At 69.4% G+C, this 20,134-nt stretch carries 15 protein-coding genes; 6 read left to right on the top strand and 9 right to left on the bottom strand.

Features of this window, described 5'->3' with window-relative positions:
* Positions 1-28 precede the first annotated feature (28 nt).
* The gene (locus ACWEOI_RS04130) at positions 29-1,534 is read left to right on the top strand and encodes an alpha/beta hydrolase (RefSeq protein WP_452358894.1); all 1,506 of its coding nucleotides are present in this window, start codon (positions 29-31) and stop codon (positions 1,532-1,534) included.
* 78 nt (positions 1,535-1,612) lie between these two features.
* Here the strand turns inward: ACWEOI_RS04130 and ACWEOI_RS04125 are convergent, their stop codons facing one another.
* The 3 genes from ACWEOI_RS04125 to ACWEOI_RS04115 form a co-directional block, all read right to left on the bottom strand.
* Positions 1,613-2,929 carry a class I SAM-dependent methyltransferase gene (locus ACWEOI_RS04125; protein ID WP_433669905.1) on the bottom strand — a complete coding sequence of 439 codons (1,317 nt, stop codon included), beginning with the start codon at positions 2,927-2,929 and terminating at the stop codon, positions 1,613-1,615.
* The gene (locus tag ACWEOI_RS04120) at positions 2,926-4,356 is read right to left on the bottom strand and encodes an FAD-binding oxidoreductase (RefSeq protein WP_452359192.1); all 1,431 of its coding nucleotides are present in this window, start codon (positions 4,354-4,356) and stop codon (positions 2,926-2,928) included. The genes ACWEOI_RS04125 and ACWEOI_RS04120 overlap by 4 nt, the downstream gene beginning before the upstream one ends.
* Before the next feature lie 189 nt (positions 4,357-4,545).
* On the bottom strand, positions 4,546-10,377 hold the full coding sequence (locus ACWEOI_RS04115; protein WP_452358893.1) for a WD40 domain-containing protein: 5,832 nt from the start codon (positions 10,375-10,377) through the stop codon (positions 4,546-4,548).
* 104 nt (positions 10,378-10,481) lie between these two features.
* Between ACWEOI_RS04115 and ACWEOI_RS04110 the strand changes: the two genes are divergently transcribed.
* A complete protein-coding gene (locus tag ACWEOI_RS04110) occupies positions 10,482-11,720 on the top strand; it encodes an SLC13 family permease (RefSeq protein ID WP_452358892.1) in 1,239 nt (412 codons plus the stop codon).
* On the opposite strand, the gene ACWEOI_RS04105 is transcribed toward ACWEOI_RS04110, so the two are convergent.
* Positions 11,717-12,610, bottom strand: a complete 894-nt coding sequence (locus ACWEOI_RS04105) for a hypothetical protein (protein ID WP_433669910.1) — start codon at positions 12,608-12,610, stop codon at positions 11,717-11,719. The genes ACWEOI_RS04110 and ACWEOI_RS04105 overlap by 4 nt on opposite strands.
* Before the next feature lie 109 nt (positions 12,611-12,719).
* On the opposite strand from ACWEOI_RS04105, the gene ACWEOI_RS04100 reads away from it, so the two are divergent.
* Positions 12,720-13,154, top strand: a complete 435-nt coding sequence (locus ACWEOI_RS04100; RefSeq protein ID WP_357087866.1) for an SRPBCC family protein — start codon at positions 12,720-12,722, stop codon at positions 13,152-13,154.
* Positions 13,155-13,159: 5 nt separating this feature from the next.
* Here ACWEOI_RS04100 and ACWEOI_RS04095 read toward each other — a convergent pair whose 3' ends face one another.
* Positions 13,160-13,507 carry a VOC family protein gene (locus ACWEOI_RS04095; protein ID WP_452358891.1) on the bottom strand — a complete coding sequence of 116 codons (348 nt, stop codon included), beginning with the start codon at positions 13,505-13,507 and terminating at the stop codon, positions 13,160-13,162.
* A 14-nt stretch (positions 13,508-13,521) separates the two neighbouring features.
* A complete protein-coding gene (locus ACWEOI_RS04090) occupies positions 13,522-14,331 on the bottom strand; it encodes a MerR family transcriptional regulator (protein ID WP_452358890.1) in 810 nt (269 codons plus the stop codon).
* Positions 14,332-14,432: 101 nt separating this feature from the next.
* On the opposite strand from ACWEOI_RS04090, the gene ACWEOI_RS04085 reads away from it, so the two are divergent.
* Together ACWEOI_RS04085 and recR are read left to right on the top strand one after the other, a co-directional pair.
* Positions 14,433-14,762: a YbaB/EbfC family nucleoid-associated protein gene (locus tag ACWEOI_RS04085; protein WP_379273467.1), complete on the top strand. Its 330-nt coding sequence runs from the start codon at positions 14,433-14,435 to the stop codon at positions 14,760-14,762.
* Positions 14,763-14,776: 14 nt separating this feature from the next.
* Complete coding sequence (gene recR, locus ACWEOI_RS04080; RefSeq protein WP_357087859.1) at positions 14,777-15,385, top strand: recombination mediator RecR; 609 nt, start codon at positions 14,777-14,779, stop codon at positions 15,383-15,385.
* A gap of 38 nt (positions 15,386-15,423) precedes the next feature.
* Here recR and ACWEOI_RS04075 read toward each other — a convergent pair whose 3' ends face one another.
* From ACWEOI_RS04075 to ACWEOI_RS04065, 3 genes are all read right to left on the bottom strand, one after another.
* Positions 15,424-15,615 carry a hypothetical protein gene (locus ACWEOI_RS04075; protein ID WP_433669916.1) on the bottom strand — a complete coding sequence of 64 codons (192 nt, stop codon included), beginning with the start codon at positions 15,613-15,615 and terminating at the stop codon, positions 15,424-15,426.
* 139 nt (positions 15,616-15,754) lie between these two features.
* Positions 15,755-16,396 carry a hypothetical protein gene (locus ACWEOI_RS04070; protein WP_433669918.1) on the bottom strand — a complete coding sequence of 214 codons (642 nt, stop codon included), beginning with the start codon at positions 16,394-16,396 and terminating at the stop codon, positions 15,755-15,757.
* Between the two features lie 16 nt (positions 16,397-16,412).
* Positions 16,413-16,619, bottom strand: coding sequence for a hypothetical protein (locus ACWEOI_RS04065; RefSeq protein ID WP_357275413.1), 207 nt, complete (start codon positions 16,617-16,619; stop codon positions 16,413-16,415).
* A 129-nt stretch (positions 16,620-16,748) separates the two neighbouring features.
* On the opposite strand from ACWEOI_RS04065, the gene ACWEOI_RS04060 reads away from it, so the two are divergent.
* Positions 16,749-20,132: a transglutaminase family protein gene (locus ACWEOI_RS04060; protein WP_452358889.1), complete on the top strand. Its 3,384-nt coding sequence runs from the start codon at positions 16,749-16,751 to the stop codon at positions 20,130-20,132.
* Positions 20,133-20,134 lie beyond the last annotated feature (2 nt).

Here is a 20,134-nt window from a genome sequence, read left to right as displayed (position 1 = left end):
GCAGGGTATTCACAGCGTTTCTCGAGGAATGGCGGACACAATCGCCGTCGTGTTCTCGCCGCATGCGCCGTCGCAGTCACCGCCGCTCGGGCCGCCGCCCGCGCCGCACCCGCCCGCCGCCCGTAACGGCTACGGGGGCTTCCACCACGGGGTTTCGCTACTGCACGGGTGGGTGCCGCAGGTGGTGGCGTTCGTGGCGGTGCTGCTGCTGGTGATCGCGTTCGCGCGGGCGACGCGGCGCTGGTGGGTGTTGTGGATGCCGGTGTGCGCGGTGGGCGGCGTCGCGGCGGCGTGGGCGGCCTGGGATTTCGTGGACGATCAGGGCCTGGCCTCGGATCCGGCCCCGGCATTGTTGTGGGCGTCGGTGGGGTTGACCGCCGCCGGACTGGTGGCCGCGATCGTCGGCCTGCGCACCGGCGGCTGGTGGCAGCGGATCGCGGCGGTGCTGGCCGTCCCGGCGGCGCTGCTGTACACGGGCGTGGTGCTGAACCAGTGGGTCGGCTACTACCCGACGGTGCAGGCGGCGTGGGACGCGCTCAACGCGGATCCGCTGCCGCACCAGGTGGATCCGGACGAGCTGGCCGCATTGCGCAATACCGATGTGGGGACCGGGCGCATCGTGGAGGTGGATATTCCGGAGGCGGGCAGCGACTTCCGGCATCGGCGCGAGTACGTGTATCTGCCGCCCGCCTGGTTCGCCGGTGACAAACCGCCCACCCTGCCCGCCGTGATGATGATCGGCGGCGAGTTCAACACCCCGGCCGACTGGGTGCGCAGCGGCCAGATCATGCCCGCCGTCGACGCTTTCGCGGCCAAGAACAACGGGCAGACGCCGGTGCTGGTGTTCGTCGATTCCGGCGGCAGCTTCAACAACGACACCGAATGCGTGAACGGCCCGCGCGGCAACGCGGCCGACCACCTCACCAAGGACGTGCCCGGCTACGTGGAGTCGGAGTTCGGCGTCTCCAAGGATCCGGCGCAGTGGGCGGTGGTGGGCTGGTCCATGGGCGGCACCTGCGCGGTCGACCTGGCCGTCATGCATCCGGACCTGTTCGGCACCTTCGTCGACATCGCCGGTGACCTGGGCCCGACCGCGGGCTCCAAGGAGCAGACCATCAAACGCCTCTACGGCGGGAACGCCGACGCCTGGGCGCAATTCGATCCACTGACGGTCATGGAGCAGCACGGTCCCTACTCGGGCGTGGTCGGCCTGTTCGACGACCTGACCGCGCCCAAGCGCACCAACAACCCGGGCGCGAACGGTGCGCCCAACGGCCAGCCTCGGAACTTCCCCGGCATGCCCAAGGTGAACGAGGAGCAGATCGGCAAGGGCGGCCGCGACGGCGTCCAGGACGCCAACGAGGAGGGCGCGGCCGAGCAGCTGTGCGACGCGGGCCGCAAGGTCGGCATCGACTGCACGGTGCACACCACCGTCGGCGGTCACACCTGGCAGTTCGCCGCCTCGGCCTTCACCTCGTCATTCCCTTGGCTGACAGCCCGTTTGGGGATTCCGGTACCCGGCCTGTCGTCGTGAAAGGGAACGGGCGTGCGGCCCTGGCCGCACGCCCGTTCTCCGGGGTTTCCGGGGATTACCCCTGAGAGCCCATGAGAGTCACGCCTTCCACCAGGGGCGGAGGGGCACCGTCCAGGACTGGTCCGCGGCGAGTTTGACGCCCAGGATCTGGTGCAGCTGCACCACATTGCGTTCGAACCCGAGCTGGCAGCCCGCCATGTACAGGCCCCACACCTTGGCGGTGCCCTCGCCGACCTCGGCGACCGCGTCGTCCCAGTTCTTCACCAGGTTGTCGCACCATTCGGCGAGGGTGAGGGCGTAGTGCTTGCGCAGGTTTTCCTCGTGCAGCACCTCGAGGCCCGAGTTCTGGATCTCGGAGATGATGCGGCCGGAGCCCGCGAGTTCGCCGTCGGGGAAGACGTAGCGGTCGATGAAGTCGCCCGCCTTGGTGATTCGGGTGTTGTCGGGCCGGGTGATGGAGTGGTTGAGGAACAGGCCGCCGACCTTCAGCTTGGACTTGATGTAGTCGAAGTAGGCCGGGTAGTTGTGCACGCCGATGTGTTCGGTGAGGCCGATGGAGGACACCGCGTCGAAATTGCCTTCGCGCACGTCGCGGTAGTCGGAGTGCCGCACCTCGGCGAGGTCCGACAGGCCTTCCTCGGCGATCTTCGCCCGCGCCCATTCGGCCTGTTCGGCGGACAGGGTCGCGCCGATGACGTGGACGCCCTGCTTGGCGGCGTAGCGCACCATGCCGCCCCAGCCGCAGCCGATGTCGAGCAGCCGGTCGCCGGGCTTCAGGTTCAGCTTGTCGAAGACCAGGCGGTACTTGTTCTCCTGCGCCTGTTCCAGCGTCCAGGCCGGGTCCTCGTAGGTGGCGCAGGTGTAGGTCATGGACGGGCCCAGCACGTATTCGTAGAACGTGTTGGAGACGTCGTAATGGTGGTGGATGGCCTCGGCGTCGCGAGTCTTGCTGTGCCGCAGTCCCTCCAGCGCGATGCGCCGCCAGCGCGGCATGGCCTCCTGCGGCGGCGGGGGTACCGGCTTGAGCAGTTCCCAGCCCAGCGAGCGCGCGATGACCACCAGTTGCAGCGCGGTGGGGCGGCGGAACTTCATGCCCGCCATGGCCTTCAGCAGTTCGTACGGGTCGCCGGGTTCGACGCCGTGGGCGATCAGATCCCCGGCGATGTAGGCGCGCGCCATGCCGAGATCGCCCGGCGCGGTGGCGATGTAGTTGACGCCGCGCGGCGTGAGGATCTCGAGGCCGAATTCGGAGTCCTCGGGTCCGGCGGTGCTGCCGTCGTAACAGGTCAGGTGGATAGGCACCGGGCCGTCGAGCAGGGTCGCGAAGATCTCGGCAATACTCAGTTTGGTTCCGAGCTCGGCGAATACGTCGGAACGGTCCTTGTACGTGGTCACTTGCGTTGCACCGCCTTCGAATACAGATCCAGTAGACGAGAATCCGGGTCGTAGCGCTTCTTGAGGGAGGAGTAGGCACCGCCGCCGTAATAGAGGCCGGCGAATTCATCCTGGTCGTAGTAGGAGTCCGAATACAGCGATTTGTGACCGTCCAGTTCGGACACTTTGCGTTCGATGGCGCGGTTGGCCGCGCCCTCGGGCTGTCCGGGCACGGTCGGCACGGCCGACCAGAAGCCGACGTTCACATAGGTGCGCTCGGGTTCCAGCGGGTAGAGGGGCCAGGGCCGTTCGCCGTCGGTGTCGCGCAATCGCAACGGGCACAGCCAGATCGGCTCGATCGGGATCTCGCGCAGGAACCATTCCACGAAGTCCGCGGTGTGCTCGAGCGGCACCTCGATGTCCTGCACCACCCGCTCGCGGGGCGGATTCCCGTGCCGTGCCTCGATCTTGTCGCCGATGGCGTACTTGTGGTCGAGGGCGATGAGTTTCCAGTAGAAGCTGGAGCGCCGGTACCGCTGCGGCCAGCAGCGCCGGATGCGCGGGTTCTGCGCGCCGAAGGCCCGCGAGCACCAGAACCAGTCGGTGTCCCAGCGCCACAGGTAGTCGTGGATGGTGAGCCGGTCGCGTTTGGGCCGCGGGGAATCGTGCTGGATGGACCGGTAGTAGATGTCCATGCCGGTGTAGTCGCTGACCGGGCCGGGTTCGTCGGTCTGGCGGCCCAGGATCAGGTAGCTCTCGTCGGCGGTGAAGACCACGCCGTCGAGGTAGTCGACCGGTTCGCCGTCCCAGGCGCGGTCGGCGATGATCCGCGCCATGGCGGCCTCGAGTTCGCGCAGCTGATGGAAACGGACGTGCCGTAGCTCGACATACGGTTCGACGGTTTCCAATTCGATTTTCAACCGCGTCGAATAACCCAGCGTTCCATATGAATTGGGGAAGCCGCGGTACAACTCCGCGTGCTCCCCGTCGCGGGTCGCGGTGATGATCTCGCCCGTCCCGGTGAGCACGTCCATCTCCAGCACGGATTCGTGCGGTAGCCCGCTGCGGAACGAAGTGGATTCGATGCCGAGCCCGGTGACCGCGCCGCCGAGGGTGATGGTCTTGAGCTGCGGCACCACCAGCGGGGCCAGTCCGTAGCGCAGCGTGGTGGCGACCAGGTCCTCGTAGGTGGTCATCCCGGCCACGTCGGCCGTGCGGGCTTCCGGGTCGACCGCGATGACCTGCGTCAATCCGGACACGTCCAGTCCGGGTGCGGTGCTGCGGGCGCGGGCCCGGAAGAGATTGGACGTCTTCTTGGCCAGCCGGACATTGGCATCCGGCGGTATGGCGCGGTAGGAGGCCAGGAGGCGATCGACCCCAGCCCGATGCGCGGCGAAACCTGATTCCTGTGCGGCCGGTGCGCGGCCGGCCTTACCCAACAGACTCACTGCCACCCTCGAAAACCTAGCGTGCACCGACCGGTACGGCCAGCAAGAAAGCACCGGCGGGGCGGGTTTTCACACATAGTTTCCCTGTGTGCGGACAGGCGTGACCTGCCCTGTAGTCAGAGTATTCCCCGTCACACCGTGATGATTCTTACTTTGGCTAACATTTGGCTTACGGTGTGCCGGAGCGGTTTACAGCGGGTCGTCCAATTCCATCTGCCGGATCTGCGGCAGATACGGGTCCAATTCGCCCGCTTCGAAGCGGCACATGCCGATCACGTGCCAGAACTGGCCCGCCGTCAGACCTTCGGTCTTGTAGCGGCCGTCCGGGGTGAACGCCACCCAGCCCTCCGGCAGGCCCAGCAGGGTGGCCCGCGGTTCCGGCGGGGCGCCGGACTCGTCCAGCGCCCACACCATGATCGAGCCGTCATTGCCGCCGCTGGCCAGCAGCCGCCCCGACGGATCGAAGGCCAAGGACCGCACCCGGTTCCGATGGCCGTGCAGGGTGTGCCGGTGCTCGCCCGTGGCGATGTCCCACAGGTGGATCACCAGATCGTCGCCCGCCGTGGCCAGCAGGCCCGACCGCGCGTCCACCGCCACGCACCACAACCGCCCCCGATGCAGGTCCAGCCGGTGCAGCGGGGGACCTCCGGCCCGGCTCCAGATCCGGACCGTGCCGTCCCAGGAGATGCCCGCGACCAGGTCGTCGTGCAGGACCACCCCGTAGACGCGATGTCCGCCCGCGCCGCTCGGCATCGGATCCGACAGCGTGCCCAGCAGTTCCCCGGACTCCACCGCCCAGAGCCGGATCTGCCCGTCGTCGCAGCCGGTGGCCATGGTCGCGCCGGTGGCGTCGAAGGCGATCGAGCGCACCCGGCCGCGATGGTCGGCGCAGACCGCGTGCTCACCGCCGGTCTCGCGGGTCCACAGCGTCACCGTGTCGTCGTCGTTGGCGGTGGCGATGAAGCGGGCGGTCGGGTCGTAGGCGATGGCCCACACCGGCGCGGAGTCGACGGTGATCTCCCGTTCGGCCTCGCCGGTGCCGATATCGGACACCCGCAGCCGCCCGGCATTGCCGACCGTCACCAGCTGGGTGGCCCGGGCCGGGCTGAACACCCCCGATTCCACCGTGACCAGCCCGTCCGCGCTGCCCTGCAGCCGGCGGGTGAGCCGCCCGGTGGCGGCGTCCCAGAGCCGGACGCTGCCGTCGTTGCCGAAACCGGCGAGCACCGTGCCGTCCGCGCTGAAGGACACCGCGCGCACGTGCCGCCCGTGCCCGTTGAGGGTGTGCAGGCGTTCGCCGGTAGCGGGATCCCAGACCCGCAGCGCGAACTGGTCGTCGGCGATGGCGAGCTGGGTGCCGTCGGGCCGGAACGCGAACGGCCAGATGGATCCGGTGTGCCCGGTCAGCTTGTGCAGCGGCGCGCCGGTGCGGCCGTCGCGCACGTAGACCGCGCCCGCCGTGTCGCCGGACGCCAGCATGTCACCGCCCGGATCGAAGCCGAGCCAGTGGATGCGGGCGTTGCCGTGCTCGGTGCGGTGGTGCCGCTGCGCGCCGGCGCCGGTGTCCCACAGCCGGATTCCGCCCGCGAGATCGCCGCTGGCCAGGATGGGTTCGGTCGGATGGAAGGCGATCGTGTAGACGATGTGCTCGTGCCCGGACAGATCGTGGACCAGGGTCCCGGTGGCCGGATCCCACAGTCCGAGTACGCCGTCCGCGCCCCCGGCGGCCAGCAGCGTGCCCAGCGGATCCCAGCAGACGCGGCGGACCGGTCCCGGCGCGGCCCGGAAGCCGCCCAGCTCGGCCCCGGTGCCCAGGTGCCAGACCCGCACGGTCCCATCGTGATAGGCGGCGGCGAGCCGGTCCCGGTGGAAGGCGAGGCTGTAGATGCGTTGCGGGCGGCCGTCCGGCGGTGGGAGTTCGTGCAGCAGTTCACCGTCGGGGAGTCGCCGGACGCGTAGCGTCCCGGCCGCGTCGCCGGTGGCGAGCAGGGTTCCGGCGGTATCGGTTTCCAGTGGCCAGGGCCAGTTCTGGTGTCCGGTCAGGACCGCCTTGATCGCGCCGCTGGCGGCGTCCCAGATCCGCACGGTCCCGTCGGCCGAGCCGGTGACCAGCACCTGTTCGGTGTAGGCGAGGGCGAAGGTGCGGTCGCGGTGCCCGTGCAGGGTGCGCAGGGTGCGCCCGGTGTCCGCGCCGTAGACGACCACGCTGCCGGAGTCGCAGCCCACCGCGATGGTGCCGCCGTCCGGACTGTAGGCCAGCGGTCGCGGCAGTCGTCCGCTCTGCGCGTCCACGCCGTGCTTGACCCCGATGGCGGCGGGCGCGAATTCGGTCAGCGGCGGGGTGCCGGGGACGCGGCCGGACCCGGCCAGATCGGTCCCGGCGGGACGGCCGATCACGTCGAGCAGCGCGGCCCGGGTCCAGCGGCTGCCCTCGCCGCGCACGCCGGTGAGGTCGGTGCGGGCCAGGCGGGCCCCGGTCAGGTCGGCGCGGCCCAGATCGGCGCGCACCAGCGAGGCCTGATCCAGGTGCGCCCGGTGCAGGCGGGCCCCGCGCAGGTCGGCGTTCTGGAGATTGGCGCTGGTCAGCTGGACTTCGGTCATATCCGCTCCGCGGAGGTCGGTGCCGACCAGGGAGGCCTGGTCGAGTTGCGCGCCCACCAGTCGGACGCCGCGCAGGACCGCCTGGTCCAGCACCGCGCCGGTGAGCCGGGTGGCGGTCATGTTCGCGCCGGTGAAATCGAGCTGCCGCAGATTGCGGAAGGACAGGTCCTCGCGCGACAGGTCGAGGCCGCGCAGGTCCTTGTCGGGGCCGATGCGCAGCCGGGCCGCGACGCGGGCGGCATTGGTGCGGGTGATCTCGTGCTCGTCCGGATCGTCCTGGATGCGTTCGACCCAGGCCTGCAGCAGCTCGACTTCGGCCAGATCACAGAGGAATTCGACGGCGAGGGGTTCCAGCTGCGCCTGCGCCGGCGGCGCGGGTTCGGCGACCCCCGCACCCAGCTGGGTGGCGATGGCCTTGGCCACCAGCCAGTCCCGCACCGAGGAGTGGATGAAGCCGAAGCGATTGTCGTCGGTGCGCACGATGAGGCTGCGGGAGCCGAGGGCGTGCACGAACTGCGCCACATTGAGCCGGCTCGCGTCGATCTCCTGTGCGGCGGCCTGCGCGACCTCGGTCAGCTCGGTGAGATTCAGGTAGGGCCGCCCGTTCTCCCACACCCGCAGCGCGAAATACGTGACGGCGAGCCACAGTTCGGTGAGGCCCAGGGTGGGCTGGGAGCTGGCGCGTTCGGGGGAGCGCTCGATCTCGTAGGTGAGCCAGCTGGTCAGGATCTCCTCGTAGAGCCGGGTGGGGCCGATGATGCGGCGGGCCCCGGCCGCGGTGCGCAGCCGCTGTTCGTCGAGGTCGGCGATGAAGCTCAGCATGCGCGGATTGCAGGCCAGTTTCAGCAGGCCGGGAATCCCGCGCAGCAGCCGCATCCGGGCGTCGGCCGAGGGCCCGCTCGGGCCGTAGCGGTTGACCAGGAAGGCGTGCACCTGCTCGTCGGTGAAGTTCTCCACGCTCAGGATGTAGCGGTCCGGGTGCGGGTCCTCGCGGGTGTCGAGGGCCGCCGCGATCTGGTCGTAGGACTTGAAATGCTGTGTGCGCCCGGCCACCACGACCTTGGCCCGGCCCACCGCGGCTTGCAACAGTGTGGCCATGTGCTCGGCGGCGCTGTCGTAGTTGAGGCGGGTGAGCAGTTCGTCGAAGCCGTCGAAGAGCAGCACCACCCGGCCCTGTTCCAGCATGTACCGCAGGGCGCGCAGGTCGATGCGGGATTCGCCGTTGTTGGCCAGGTGCGCGGCCAGCAGGGTGTCCAGGGAGCTGGTGCGATCCAGTTCGCGCAGCTCGATGTGGATGGGCACCAGCCCGGTGGTGGTCTCGGCGATCCGGCGGGTCAGCTCGCGCAGCGCGAAGGTCTTGCCGAGTCCGAAATCGCCGAGCAGCAGCACGAATCGGCCGTCCGCGGCGGTCACCAGGTTCATGAGTTCGGCGACCAGATCGTGCTGCACCTCGCGGCCGCGCGGAGCGAGCATGCGGAAGCGCTGCGGCACATACAGTTCCGGCGGATAGGCCGGGTCGTCGCGCAGTCGGGCCGACTGTTTGCGCAGGTAGTCGCCGAGTTCGACCATGCCCTGGAAGTCGGTGAAGCTGCGGATCCGCACGCCCTCGGCGGCCGCCCGGTCGGAGAGTTCGCGGCTCGGGGCGGGACCCAGGTAGATGAGCTGGGAGCCGGGTCGCGGTTCGGGCCCGAGGAAGGCGTCGAGGACCTGGCCGGTCACCTCGCCCACGTGCGCGCCGATGATGAGCTGCTCGATGACCGGCTCGGAATTCACGGTGACCAGCAGATAGTGCGGGTCGGCGGTGATGCGGCGGATCCGCGCGCCCGGATAGCGCACCTCGCACACCTCGGCGACCTGCTCCAGCAGCATGTCGTGCGGTCGGGCGGTCTCGCTCGCCCGCAATTCCGGGCGGCGGGGCGCGGTCGGGGGAGCGGGCAGTTCGCGGGCGCCCCGGCGCTCCAGCGCCACAACGGCATTCGTCCAGGTGAGGGCCTGCGGGACCGGAGTCTCCAGCGGTTCGTCGTAGCGGTAGCGGGTGAGTCCGGCATCGGTGATGTGGACCAGTTCGGCCTGACCCGGTGCGGGCGCGGCCAGGACGGGCAGCGTGCCGCCCGGGTGCGCGAGCGAGCGTCCCGCCCGGCCGGGGCCGCGCAGCAACAGGTTCAGGCGCGGGCCCAGGCGGCGGAAGGCGCGTTCGGCGTCGCGCAGCACGCCCGCGTCGTAGGGCGAGGTGTTCGGACCGGGGGCCGGATCGTGGCGCAGCACGCCCAGCCGGAACCAGCCCTGCGCCTCCTGGGCGCGCAGCTGCTCGGCGAACCAGTCCTTCTGTTCGTCACCGATGGCGCCGTAGTCGTCCTCGGGGCGGTGGGTGGCGGCCATGGTCGAGTTCAAACCGGCCACGACCAGGCGCAATCCGGGGATCGGGAACAGCGTCCAGGGCTGGCCGACATCGAAGACCAGATGGTCGAGCCCGCGGTAGAGGGTGTTGAACATCTGCTCGAACAGGCGCAGTTTCGCGAAGTAGGGCGCGCGGGGCAGGCGGTCGTTGGCCTCGCAGTCCAGGAAGTGGGCGCGGCAGGCCAGTTTCGAGATGTCGTGGTTGCCGGGGACCACGATCAGCCGGTCGGGTTCCAGTTTGAGCAGCACCCGCAGGCCGGTGAGAAACGCGGTGGCCTTGCGGAATTCGGTCGGATGCGCGGATTCGGTGAGATCACCGCTGACCACGATGAGATCCGGCGGCGGGGCCTGCCGATCCACCAGTTCGGTGACCGCGCCCCAGATGTGGGACTGCAAACCCTCCGGATCGGTGGGGAGATCGGCCGACGCCCGCCCGAACCGCGGACCGCCGATATGCAGGATGGACAGTCCCGCATGGGTGCGGGCCGCGGCGATGTCCCCCGGGAACGCCGGCGGCGACAGCGGGCGGCGGCCCGGCGGCCTGGGTTCCGGTGCCGTGGACCACAAGTCGTCCGAACGCGGGTCCGCACGCCGCCGCGGCGTCCACCGCTCCGACAGCATCCGCTCGACCCGGTCCAGCACTTCCCGCCGCATCTCGGCCTCGTCGGTCACCCCGAACAGGTCCAGGCAGGCGACCCCGGTCGGCAGCCATTCCAGCGAGCAGTCGCTGACCCGGATGGCCAGCAGCTTCCCCGGGTCCACGTCCAGCGCGGCCTGCCACTCCCGGTTCGCGTGCCGGGAGGACACGTAGTCGCGGGTCAGCACCGCGATCACCAGATCCGCCTCGCGCACTCCCCGCTGCACGAACTCCCCGTAGTTCGCCGCCGGATCGAAGTCCCACGACGACACCAGGGTTCGATACCGCCCCTCGGCATGTTCGAGCAGCCATCCCAGCCAGATGGCCCACCGCTCGTCGGCCGCCGAATAACTCGCGAAAAGTAACCGCCCACCCCACGCCGTCACACCGCCCAGTATCCCGCCCCCCAAACCAACCCGCCGCCAATCGAATTGACCTCTTTCCCAATTCTCAGATCATGCGATCCGCGTCGCCCTGCGAGAATTGACCGATGGCCGAAGTTGACTCCGGTTCACCGCCCGCCCGGGCAGGCTCGGCCGTGCGCCGGCGGCCCGGCGTCCTGGATTCCGTGCGGATCGGGTTGCTGCTGGCCGGACTGCTGTGCGTCGCGACCGGGCTGCTGCCGCGGGCCGAGGCCGCGGACAATATGCGGCGGATCGCGCCGCTGCTGTTGTTCCTGGGCAGCGTGATCGTGCTGGCGAATCTGGCGCGGCGGGCCAAGGTGTTCGATGTGATCGCGCACCGGCTGGCGATCATCGCGGGCGGGAACTATGCCGGGTTGTTCCTGCTGTGCGTGCTGTTCGCGGCGGTGACGACGACGGTGCTGAACCTGGACACGACCGCGGTGCTGCTGACGCCGGTGATGATCGCGCTGGCGGTGCCCGCGCGGATTCCGCCGCTGCCGCTGGCCATGACCACCCTGTGGCTGGCGAACACGGCGAGTCTGCTGCTGCCGGTGTCGAATCTGACCAATCTGCTGGCCGCGGATCGGGTGGCCTTGGACGCCACCGGGTTCGCGGCGCGCATGTGGCTGCCGCAGCTGCTGTCGATCGCGGTGACCATGGTGTGCCTGTGGTGGTGGTACTGGCGGCGGTCGCAGCGCGGGGCCGACCGCTATGTGGTGCCGGATCCGATCCGGCCCGCGGATCTGCGGGAACGGGTGCTGCTGTACGCGTCCGGGGGCGCGTGCGCGCTGTTCGTGCTGGCGATTCCCTTCGTGGGGGACCGGATCGGGATCGCGGCCACGGTGGCGGCGGCCATCGCGGTGCTGGCCTTCGCGATATACGACCGGTCGGCGCTGCGGCCGTCGCTGTTGCCGTGGCAGCTGCTGGTTTTCGTGGCCGGCCTGTTCCTGGTGGTGCCGACGCTGTCGCGGTACGGGCTCTCGACGTTGATGGAGCACCTGATCGGGGAGGACACCAGCGGGCCGGGGGTGTTCCGGGCCGCCGGGGCGGGGGCCGCGCTGTCCAATATCGTGAACAATCTGCCCGCCTACACCGCGGGGGAGGCGGTCGTGCACGGCGGCCGGGATCAGTTGCTGGCCTTGCTGATCGGCACCAATGTGGGTCCGGTGGTGACGCCGTGGGCCTCGCTGGCCACCCTGCTCTGCCTGGAGTTCTGCCGCACCCACGAGGTGCGGGTCCCCATGCGCCGCTTCGTGCTGACCGGCCTGGTGCTGGCCGTGGCCGCGACCACCGCCGCGACCGCGGGCCTGCTGCTCACCGGCTAGAACGTATTGGACGGTCGCAGTGCGTATTCCACGATCTCGGTGACGTCGTCGTCGGTGTACACGGCGGGCAGCGGCAACGCCAGCCGCTCCAGCAGCCGCCGCACCTGCGCGATGCTCGGTTCGGCGGGCGGTCGCAGCTCGCTGTCGCGGCCCATCGGAACGTGGCGGGCCTGCTTGAAACTCGAGGCCAATTCGCGGGTGAGATCGGAGTATTGGGTCTTGCCGCGTTCGAAGAGCAGCGCCGGGGTGTTCGAGCCGCGCTGATTGGTGATGACCACGCTGTCGGACATGTCCCAGCGGTAGGTCGACACCACCGAGGACAGCGCCAGCTCGATGGTCAGCAGCTCGGACTGGGCCCGGTACCAGGAGCAGGCCACCACGGTGGCGAAGGACTGCTTGCGAATCCGGTCGGTTGTCCACGGCCGTCCGGTCGCGTCGCCGCCCGGCTGCAGCGAGTTGCGGTGCTGCGCCTCGACCTCGCACAGCTGCTCGTCGCCGGGGTCGAGGATCTCGACCCGCAGATTCAGCAGGTGCTGTTCGGCGCGCACCCGGCCCAGGAAGAACGGCAGGGTGGTGGCCCGCAGATAGGTTCCGGTGCCGCCCTTGTAGATCCAGTTGTCGGTGTCGCGGCGGGCCAGCGCGTGCGCCTGATCCACCTCCGCGCCGTAGAGCAGGCGCACCGCCGCGGTCTCGCCGACCAGCCGGGCGATCCGATTGCGGTCCCGCAGCAGCGTCACCGCGAGCAGGCTCAGCACCAGCAGGATGGCATTGCTCACCGGATCGAGCTTGGTGTTCTTGTCGATGAACTCGACGATCACCGCGGTGATCGCGATCACGATGGCGACCACCGCGTCGATATTGAGCCGGAGCCAGGTAGCGAAGCGGGTCATGGGCGGCGTCCTCCCCCGAGAGATGTCACCCAGGATAGGTGCCGCGTAGCATGACCGAGCGGTAACAGGGCAGAGTGCCGGTCAGCCCGCAATCACTAAGGAGCACATGGTGGGACAGGTCAGCGCCTCCAGTTCGATCGTCGTCGCGGCGGATCCGAAGCGCACCCTCGACGCGATCGCCGACTACGAAACGGTCCGGCCGAAGATCCTCTCCTCGCACTACCGCGACTACAAGGTGGTCGAGGGCGGCCAGGGCGCGGGCACCGTCGCGGAGTGGACGCTGCAGGCCACCGAGAAGCGGTCCCGCAATGTGCGCGCGGCCATCTCGGTCTCCGATTCCATGGTGACCGAACGGGATTCGAACTCGTCCATGGTCACCGCCTGGACCGTCACCCCCTCGGGCTCCGGCTCGCTGGTCACCGTGCGCACCACCTGGAAGGGCGCGGGCGGCATCGGCGGCATCTTCGAGGGTATCTTCGCGCCCCTCGGCCTGAAGAAGATCCAGGCCGAGGTGCTCGAGAACCTGAAGCGGGAACTGGCCTAGGTTCGCTAGTCCTGCGCGATATCGAAGAGGTTGCCCTCGGGGTCGGACAGCGTCGCCCACTTGACGCCGTATTCGTCGAAGTCGGCGAGATGCTTGGCCCCGAGCGCGACCGCCTTCGCGATCTCGGCCTGCTGGTCGGGTGAGTGCAGGTCCAGGTGCACCACGTTCTTGCCCGGGTTCTTGTCGGGCACCTTGATGAACATGAGCGTCGGCGTGGCGGCCCCGTTGTCGATGGTGGCGAAGAATTCGGTCGCGCCGTCGTCGACGGGACGCTCGAACAGCTGCGCGTAGAACCCCGCCAGCTCGGCGGCGTTGTCGCAGTCGAAGGTGATGTTCCCGAGGGACAGTGCCATGTGTTCTCTCCTTTTCAGAGCCGGCCGATCGGCCAGCAGACTTCGGTGCGGTAGTCGGCGGGTTCGGCGTCGCCGGGACCCACCAGGTAGAGCTCGCGCACGGGTTCGGCGAGCGCGGTGTCGTGTTCGGCCACGTGGCTGCCCAGCGCGCCGTAGGTGCGGTCGAATTCGGTGAACGGGCCCGCGTGCACCGCGATGGCGAAGCGGCGGGCCGGCAGGTCCAGGACGGTTCCGGGGTCGAAGCGGTCCCGGTGCCGGGGGTCGATCGGCACGAAGGTGACCACCTCGCCGCGGTCCTGCTCGAAGAAGGCGGGCGCGTAGGTGGCGCCGCCCGGCCCGGCGGGTGCGAGATCGGCTGCGCCCAGGCTGCCGTAGAGCGTCTCGAAACTGTGGTCGCACCACTGGTCGCAGTCCTCGCGCGCCACCTCGGCGGACATGGCGATCACGGGATGGCTTGTGATGGAACGGTATTCGACGCTGATCCGGTCCGACGGCAGCAGCAGCGCCTTGAGCGAGGCCACCACGTCGCGGGTGCGCACCAGCTCGGCCTCCATCCGCTCGAGATGCGCGCGGATCGCCGCGTCCCGCGCCGGCTGATCCGGGGCGGCCATCACCGCCTTGATCTCCGGCAGCGGCATGTTCAGTTCGCGCAGCCGCTTGATCAGGTGCGCCTGATCCACCTGGGCGGTCGAGTAGAAGCGGTAGCCCGAGCCGGGGTCCACCGCGACCGGCTCCAGCAGCTCGATCTCGTGGTAGTACCGCAGCGTCTTGATGGTCAGGTAGGTGAGCCGGGAGAACTCACCGATCGGAACCGTTGCCGTCATGCTTTCAGCGAACACCCTCCAGCGAGGGGAGAGTCAAGCGAACCGTCGCGTGTCGGCGACTAGGCTGGGATGCGATCACCATCCCCCAGGAAGGACGCGCCGTGCAGCCCGGTGAAGGTTTCGATTTCCAGCAGTTGATGGCACAGGCCCAGCAGATGCAGCAGGCGGTGATGGCCGCGCAGCAGGAGATCGCGGAGTCCGAGGTCGAGGGCGAGGCCGGCGGCGGCCTGGTGCGCGCCAAGATCCGCGCCACCGGCGAGGTGCTGTCGCTGACCATCGATCCCCAGGTGGTCGACCCCTCGGATGTGGAGACCCTCCAGGACCTGATCATCGGCGCGCTCAACAACGCCATGGACACCGCGCAGAACCTGGCCGCCGAGCGGCTGGGTCCGCTCGCGGGCGGCCTCGGCGGCGCGCTGCCCGGACTCTGAGCGGGGCTGGGTAGGTGTACGAGGGTCCGGTTCAGGATCTCATCGACGAACTGGGCAAACTGCCCGGTGTCGGCCCGAAGAGCGCACAGCGCATCGCCTTCCATCTGCTGTCGGTGGAGCCGCCGGAGATCGACCGGCTGCAATCCGCCCTGCAGAAGGTGCGCGACGGGGTGCGGTTCTGCAATGTCTGCGGCACCGTCTCCGATGGCGAACTGTGCCGTATCTGCGCCGATCCGCGCCGCGATCGCACCATGATCTGCGTGGTCGAGGAACCCAAGGATGTGCAGGCCATCGAGCGCACCCGCGAATTCCGGGGCCGCTATCACGTGCTCGGCGGCGCACTCGATCCGCTCTCGGGCGTCGGCCCGGATCAGTTGCGTATCCGGGAATTGCTGACCCGCATCGGAAATCAGGATGACGGGGTGGACGTGTCGGAGGTCATCATCGCCACCGACCCGAATACCGAGGGTGAGGCGACGGCCACCTATCTGGTCCGTATGCTGCGCGACTTCCCGGGCCTGAGCGTGACGCGTCTGGCCTCGGGTCTGCCCATGGGCGGCGATCTCGAATTCGCCGATGAATTGACCCTGGGTCGCGCCCTTTCCGGCCGTCGCGCGCTATAGCCGGTCCGGGGGTTTCGGGGGGAACCCCCGAGAGCCGATCAGGTCCAGGTCGGCGGTGCGGGCAGCGCCGCCGGCTGCGGGCACGGAATGTGCTGCACGTTGCGGGGGATATCGGCGCCGGCGCCACTGGCGTGTAAAGCCACGGCAATGGCGAAGGTGGCTGCCAAACCCGCCACAACTGCCAGGCCCTTACGCAAGGTCCCGGTTTTCAGGGACGGGCGTAGCTTCATCTTTCGCTCCTCGCCTCGGTGATAATGCGTCGACCTGGAACACCGCGTGCAATTAGCGAAATGCTAGCTTTCCGTCCCGCCCCCGCCGCACATTGTGGGGGGTCGGAACCGGAAATTGAAATCTTCCCGTTATTTCCGGTCAGAACGTTAGACGCTGCCAGTCCAGGGCATCGAATCCCGAACGATCTCCGGTCGCCCAGCCCCAGATGAGGTCGGCGACAATTCGCGGATCGTTCGCGGTGGCGGCGAAATGCTTGTCCGGCGACCCGTCCCGGTATTCGACGTCGTAATGCCCGTCCGGGTGGCGATAGGTCTGGATATAGATCTGATCGGCGGTTTCCGCGATCAGATACGGACCGGGCTGACCCAGTTCCGGAATCCACAGGTCCACCAGTTGTTTTGTCAGGTAAGGAAATTCGCCGGCCCCGCCGTGGGTGACCGCGGCGGCCACCGATCCGGCCGGATCCGCCAGCCACGACAGCTGCGGATCCCACACCGCGTACCCGCGCGGCGTGCCCAGCTCGAACAGCAGTGAGCGGGTGTGCCCGATGGCGTCGTACTGGGTGGACACGAACAGCGCGTCACCGAGCACGCCGTCGGCGGCGGGCGTGCCCAGGAAGCTGTCGACCTCGGGCAGCTCCGCATTGCGTTTGTCCAGCTCGGCCGCGATCTCGGTGATCGCCGCACCGGCCGGGCGGCCCTCCTGCCCGGTCAGGTGGTCGTCCACCTCGGCGGGGGAGGACGCGACGCCGGAGGGCAGCAGAACGAGGTCGTAGCTCACCCGGCCAGGCTAGTGGCTAGCCCGCGCGGGTCCGCCGCCCGGTCTCCGCGCAGGCGCAGCCGCCCGCCGCGTCGCCGCAGTCGGCCACGAACAGGTGCCGGGCCCGGTCGGTGTCGAAGCATTCGGATTCGGTGCATTCCACCGGACCCGCGGCGTGCACGATCAGCGTCCCGTGACAGTGATCGAGGGCCGATTCGCAAAGTGAGCAACCCGCAGGATGCACCGCAACCTCCTTCAGCCGTTCCTATGGTGATAACACTCGCCACCGACAAGCGCGGGAGGACACCGCGTGTCGTCCGAACTGTCGGAAAAACTTGCGCGTGCCGGGGGTCCGCCGTGGTGAACTGGACGGATGGGGATCAAGGTTTCCCTCGAACACCGCACCACCTATTCCTTCGACCGCCCCGTGCGCGTCCACCCGCACGTGGTCCGGCTACGCCCCGCCCCGCACACCCGCACCGCCATCGAGGCGTACTCGATGCGGGTGACGCCGGGAAACCACTGGGTGAACTGGCAACAGGACGCGTTCGGGAACTTCCTGGCGCGCTTGGTCTTCCACGAACCGACGCCGGAACTGTCCATCGTGGTCGGGCTGATCGCCGACATGGACGCCATCAATCCGTTCGACTTCTTCGTCGAGGACCGGTCCGAGCACTTCCCGTTCGAGTACTCCCCGCAACTGGCCGCCGACCTGGAGGCATACCTGCGGCCGGTCGCCGATGGTGAAAATGACACGGGGCCAGGCGGTCTCGTACGCGACTGGGTGCGCCGCCACGCCCCGCGCGACCGGCCCCGCACCATCGAATTCCTGATCGCCGTGAATCAGGCGCTGCGCCAGGACGTCGCGTACACGATCCGCATGGAGCCGGGTGTGCAGACGCCCGGCCACACCCTGCGCGCCGGCCTGGGCTCCTGCCGCGACTCGGCCTGGCTGCTGGTCTCCATCCTGCGCGAATTCGGCCTGGCCGCCCGGTTCGTCTCCGGCTACCTCATCCAATTGGCCCAGGACGTCCCATCTCTGGACGGCCCCTCCGGCCCGCCCGCCGACTTCACCGACCTGCACGCCTGGACCGAGGTGTACATCCCCGGCGCGGGCTGGGTCGGCCTGGACCCCACCTCCGGACTCTTCGCCGGAGAGGGCCACATCCCCTTGGCGGCCACCCCGCACCCGGTGTCCTCGGCCCCCATCACCGGCGCCACCGACCCGGTCACCGCCACCCTCGACTTCTCCAACACGGTCCGCCGCATCCACGAGGACCCACGGGTCACCCTGCCCTACACCGATTCCCAATGGCAGCGCATCCGCGCCGCGGGCGCCGCGGTCGACGCCCGCACCGCCGCCGCCGGAATCGATCTCACCATCGGCGGCGAACCCACCTTCGTCTCCGTCGACGACCAGACCGCCCCCGAATGGACCACCGAGGCCGACGGCCCCGCCAAACGCGAACGCGCCACCGATCTCGCCGACCGCCTCCGCCGCATCTACGCCCCCACCGGCCTGATCCAGTACCGCCAGGGCAAGTGGTATCCCGGAGAACCCTTGCCGCGCTGGGAAATCGCCCTCACCTGGCGTGACGACGATGAACCCCTCTGGAGCCACCTCGACCTCCTGACGCACCCTTCCCCGGCGGACGCCGAAGCGCCGGGCCCTACCGACGCCCGGGACGCACGTGCGCTGATCAGCCACATCGCCCGGGGTCTGGGACTGCCGGACAGTCAGGTCCGCCCCGCTTTCGAGGACCCGCTGCGCCGGATGGCGGCGAAAGTCGCCGCGCCGTCCGGGGATCCGGTCGGTGCGGAGGAGGATCTCGTGCCGAGCCGGGATTCGGCGCGGGCCCGCCGCGAGCTGATGGAACGCCTCGACACCGCGGTCGGCGAGCCCGTGGCCTGCGTGCTGTCGCTGTACCGCCGCGCCGACGAGGCGGGCTGGGCGAGCGCGGACTGGCGGCTGCGGCGCGGCCGGATCATGTTGACCGAGGGCGATTCTCCGGCCGGATTGCGGCTGCCCCTGGGATCGGTCACCTGGAACGCGCCGCCGCCGCGCGCGGAGGCGGATCCGTTCGCGCCCCGCAAGCCCTTCGCGCCCGGCGAGCCCGCGGCCGTGGTCGAGTCCGCCGAGCGGGCGCCCATCTCCGCGCTGGTCGCCGAGATCCGCGACGGACAGTTGTACGTCTTCCTGCCGCCGATCGCGGAATTCGGGGCGTTCTGCGATCTCGTCCGCCGGGTCGAGGACGCGGCGGTGGCGGTGGGCGTGCCGATCGTGCTCGAGGGGTATCCGCCGCCGGTGGACGACCGGCTGCACACGCTGTCGCTGGCTCCGGATCCGGGCGTGCTCGAGGTGAATGTGCAGCCCACCACCGGGTTCGGTGAGCAGTCGCGGCTGCTGGAGAACCTGTACGAGCAGGCGCGGCTGGCACGGTTGAGCACCGAGGCGTTCGATGTGGACGGCACCGATCGGGGAACCGGGGGCGGCAATCACATCACGCTGGGTGGGCGGACACCCGCACGGTCGCCCTTGCTGCGCAGACCGGATCTGCTGGTGTCGATGCTCACCTATTGGCAGCGGCATCCGGCGCTGTCGTATCTGTTCTCCGGCCGGTTCATCGGGCCGACGTCGCAGGCGCCGCGGGTGGACGAGGGGCGCGAGGACACGCTCTACGAGTTGGAGATCGCGTTCGCCGAGATCGCGCGGTTGAGCCGGGCCGCGGCGGGCGACGATTCCGAGGAGTCCGTCGCGCCGCCGTGGGCGGTGGACCGGGCTCTGCGGCATCTGCTCACCGATCTCACCGGCAATACCCATCGCGCCGAGTTCTGTGTGGACAAGCTCTACAGTCCGGATTCGGCGCGCGGCCGACTGGGACTGGTGGAGTTGCGCGGCTTCGAGATGCCGCCGCATTTCCGGATGGCCATGGTGCAGTCGCTGCTGGTGCGGGCGCTGGTGCTGCGGTTCTGGGAGCATCCGTACACGGCCCCGCTCATCCGGCACGGCGCGAATCTGCACGGCCGCTATCTGCTGCCGCGTTTCCTGCAGGCCGATATCGCCGATGTCGCGGCCGATCTGCGCGCGCACGGTATCGAATTCGAGACCAGCTGGCTCGATCCGTTCTCGGAGTTTCGTTTTCCCCGCTTCGGCACGGTGGTACTCGGGGATATGGAAGTGGAACTGCGCGGCGCGATCGAACCGTGGAACACCCTGGGCGAACAGACCACCGCGTCCGGGACCGCCCGGTACGTGGACTCGTCGGTGGAGCGGCTGCAGGTGCGGGTCACCGGCGCCGACCGGGACCGATACGTGGTGACCTGCAACGGCTTCCCGCTGCCGCTGGTCCCGGCCGGGCGCGCGGACGTACAGGTGGCGGGTGTGCGGTATCGCGCCTGGCAGCCGCCGGAATCCCTGCACCCCACCATCACCGTGGACGCGCCCCTGGTCTTCGACGTGATCGACCTGGAGACCGGACTGTCGCGCGGCGGCTGCACCTATCACGTGAGTCATCCCGGCGGCATGTTCTACGCCGGGCCGCCGGTGAACGCGATGGTGGCGCAATCGCGGCGCAACCGGCGCTTCGAATCCACCGGGCACACTCCGGGTCCGGTCGATCTCGCCGATGTGCGTGCCAAAATGGCCATACAGGCGACGGACGTGGGCGCGCCCGGAATACTCGATCTGCGCCGGGCGCGGACCGTGTGGGGCACGGCCGGCGGTCCGCGGGCCCACCCGAACGTCGGCGATCGATAGGC

Source organism: Nocardia sp. NPDC004340 (assembly GCF_053602575.1).
Note: the sequence above shows the minus strand (reverse complement) of the source record. Positions and strands in the feature narration are given on the sequence as shown.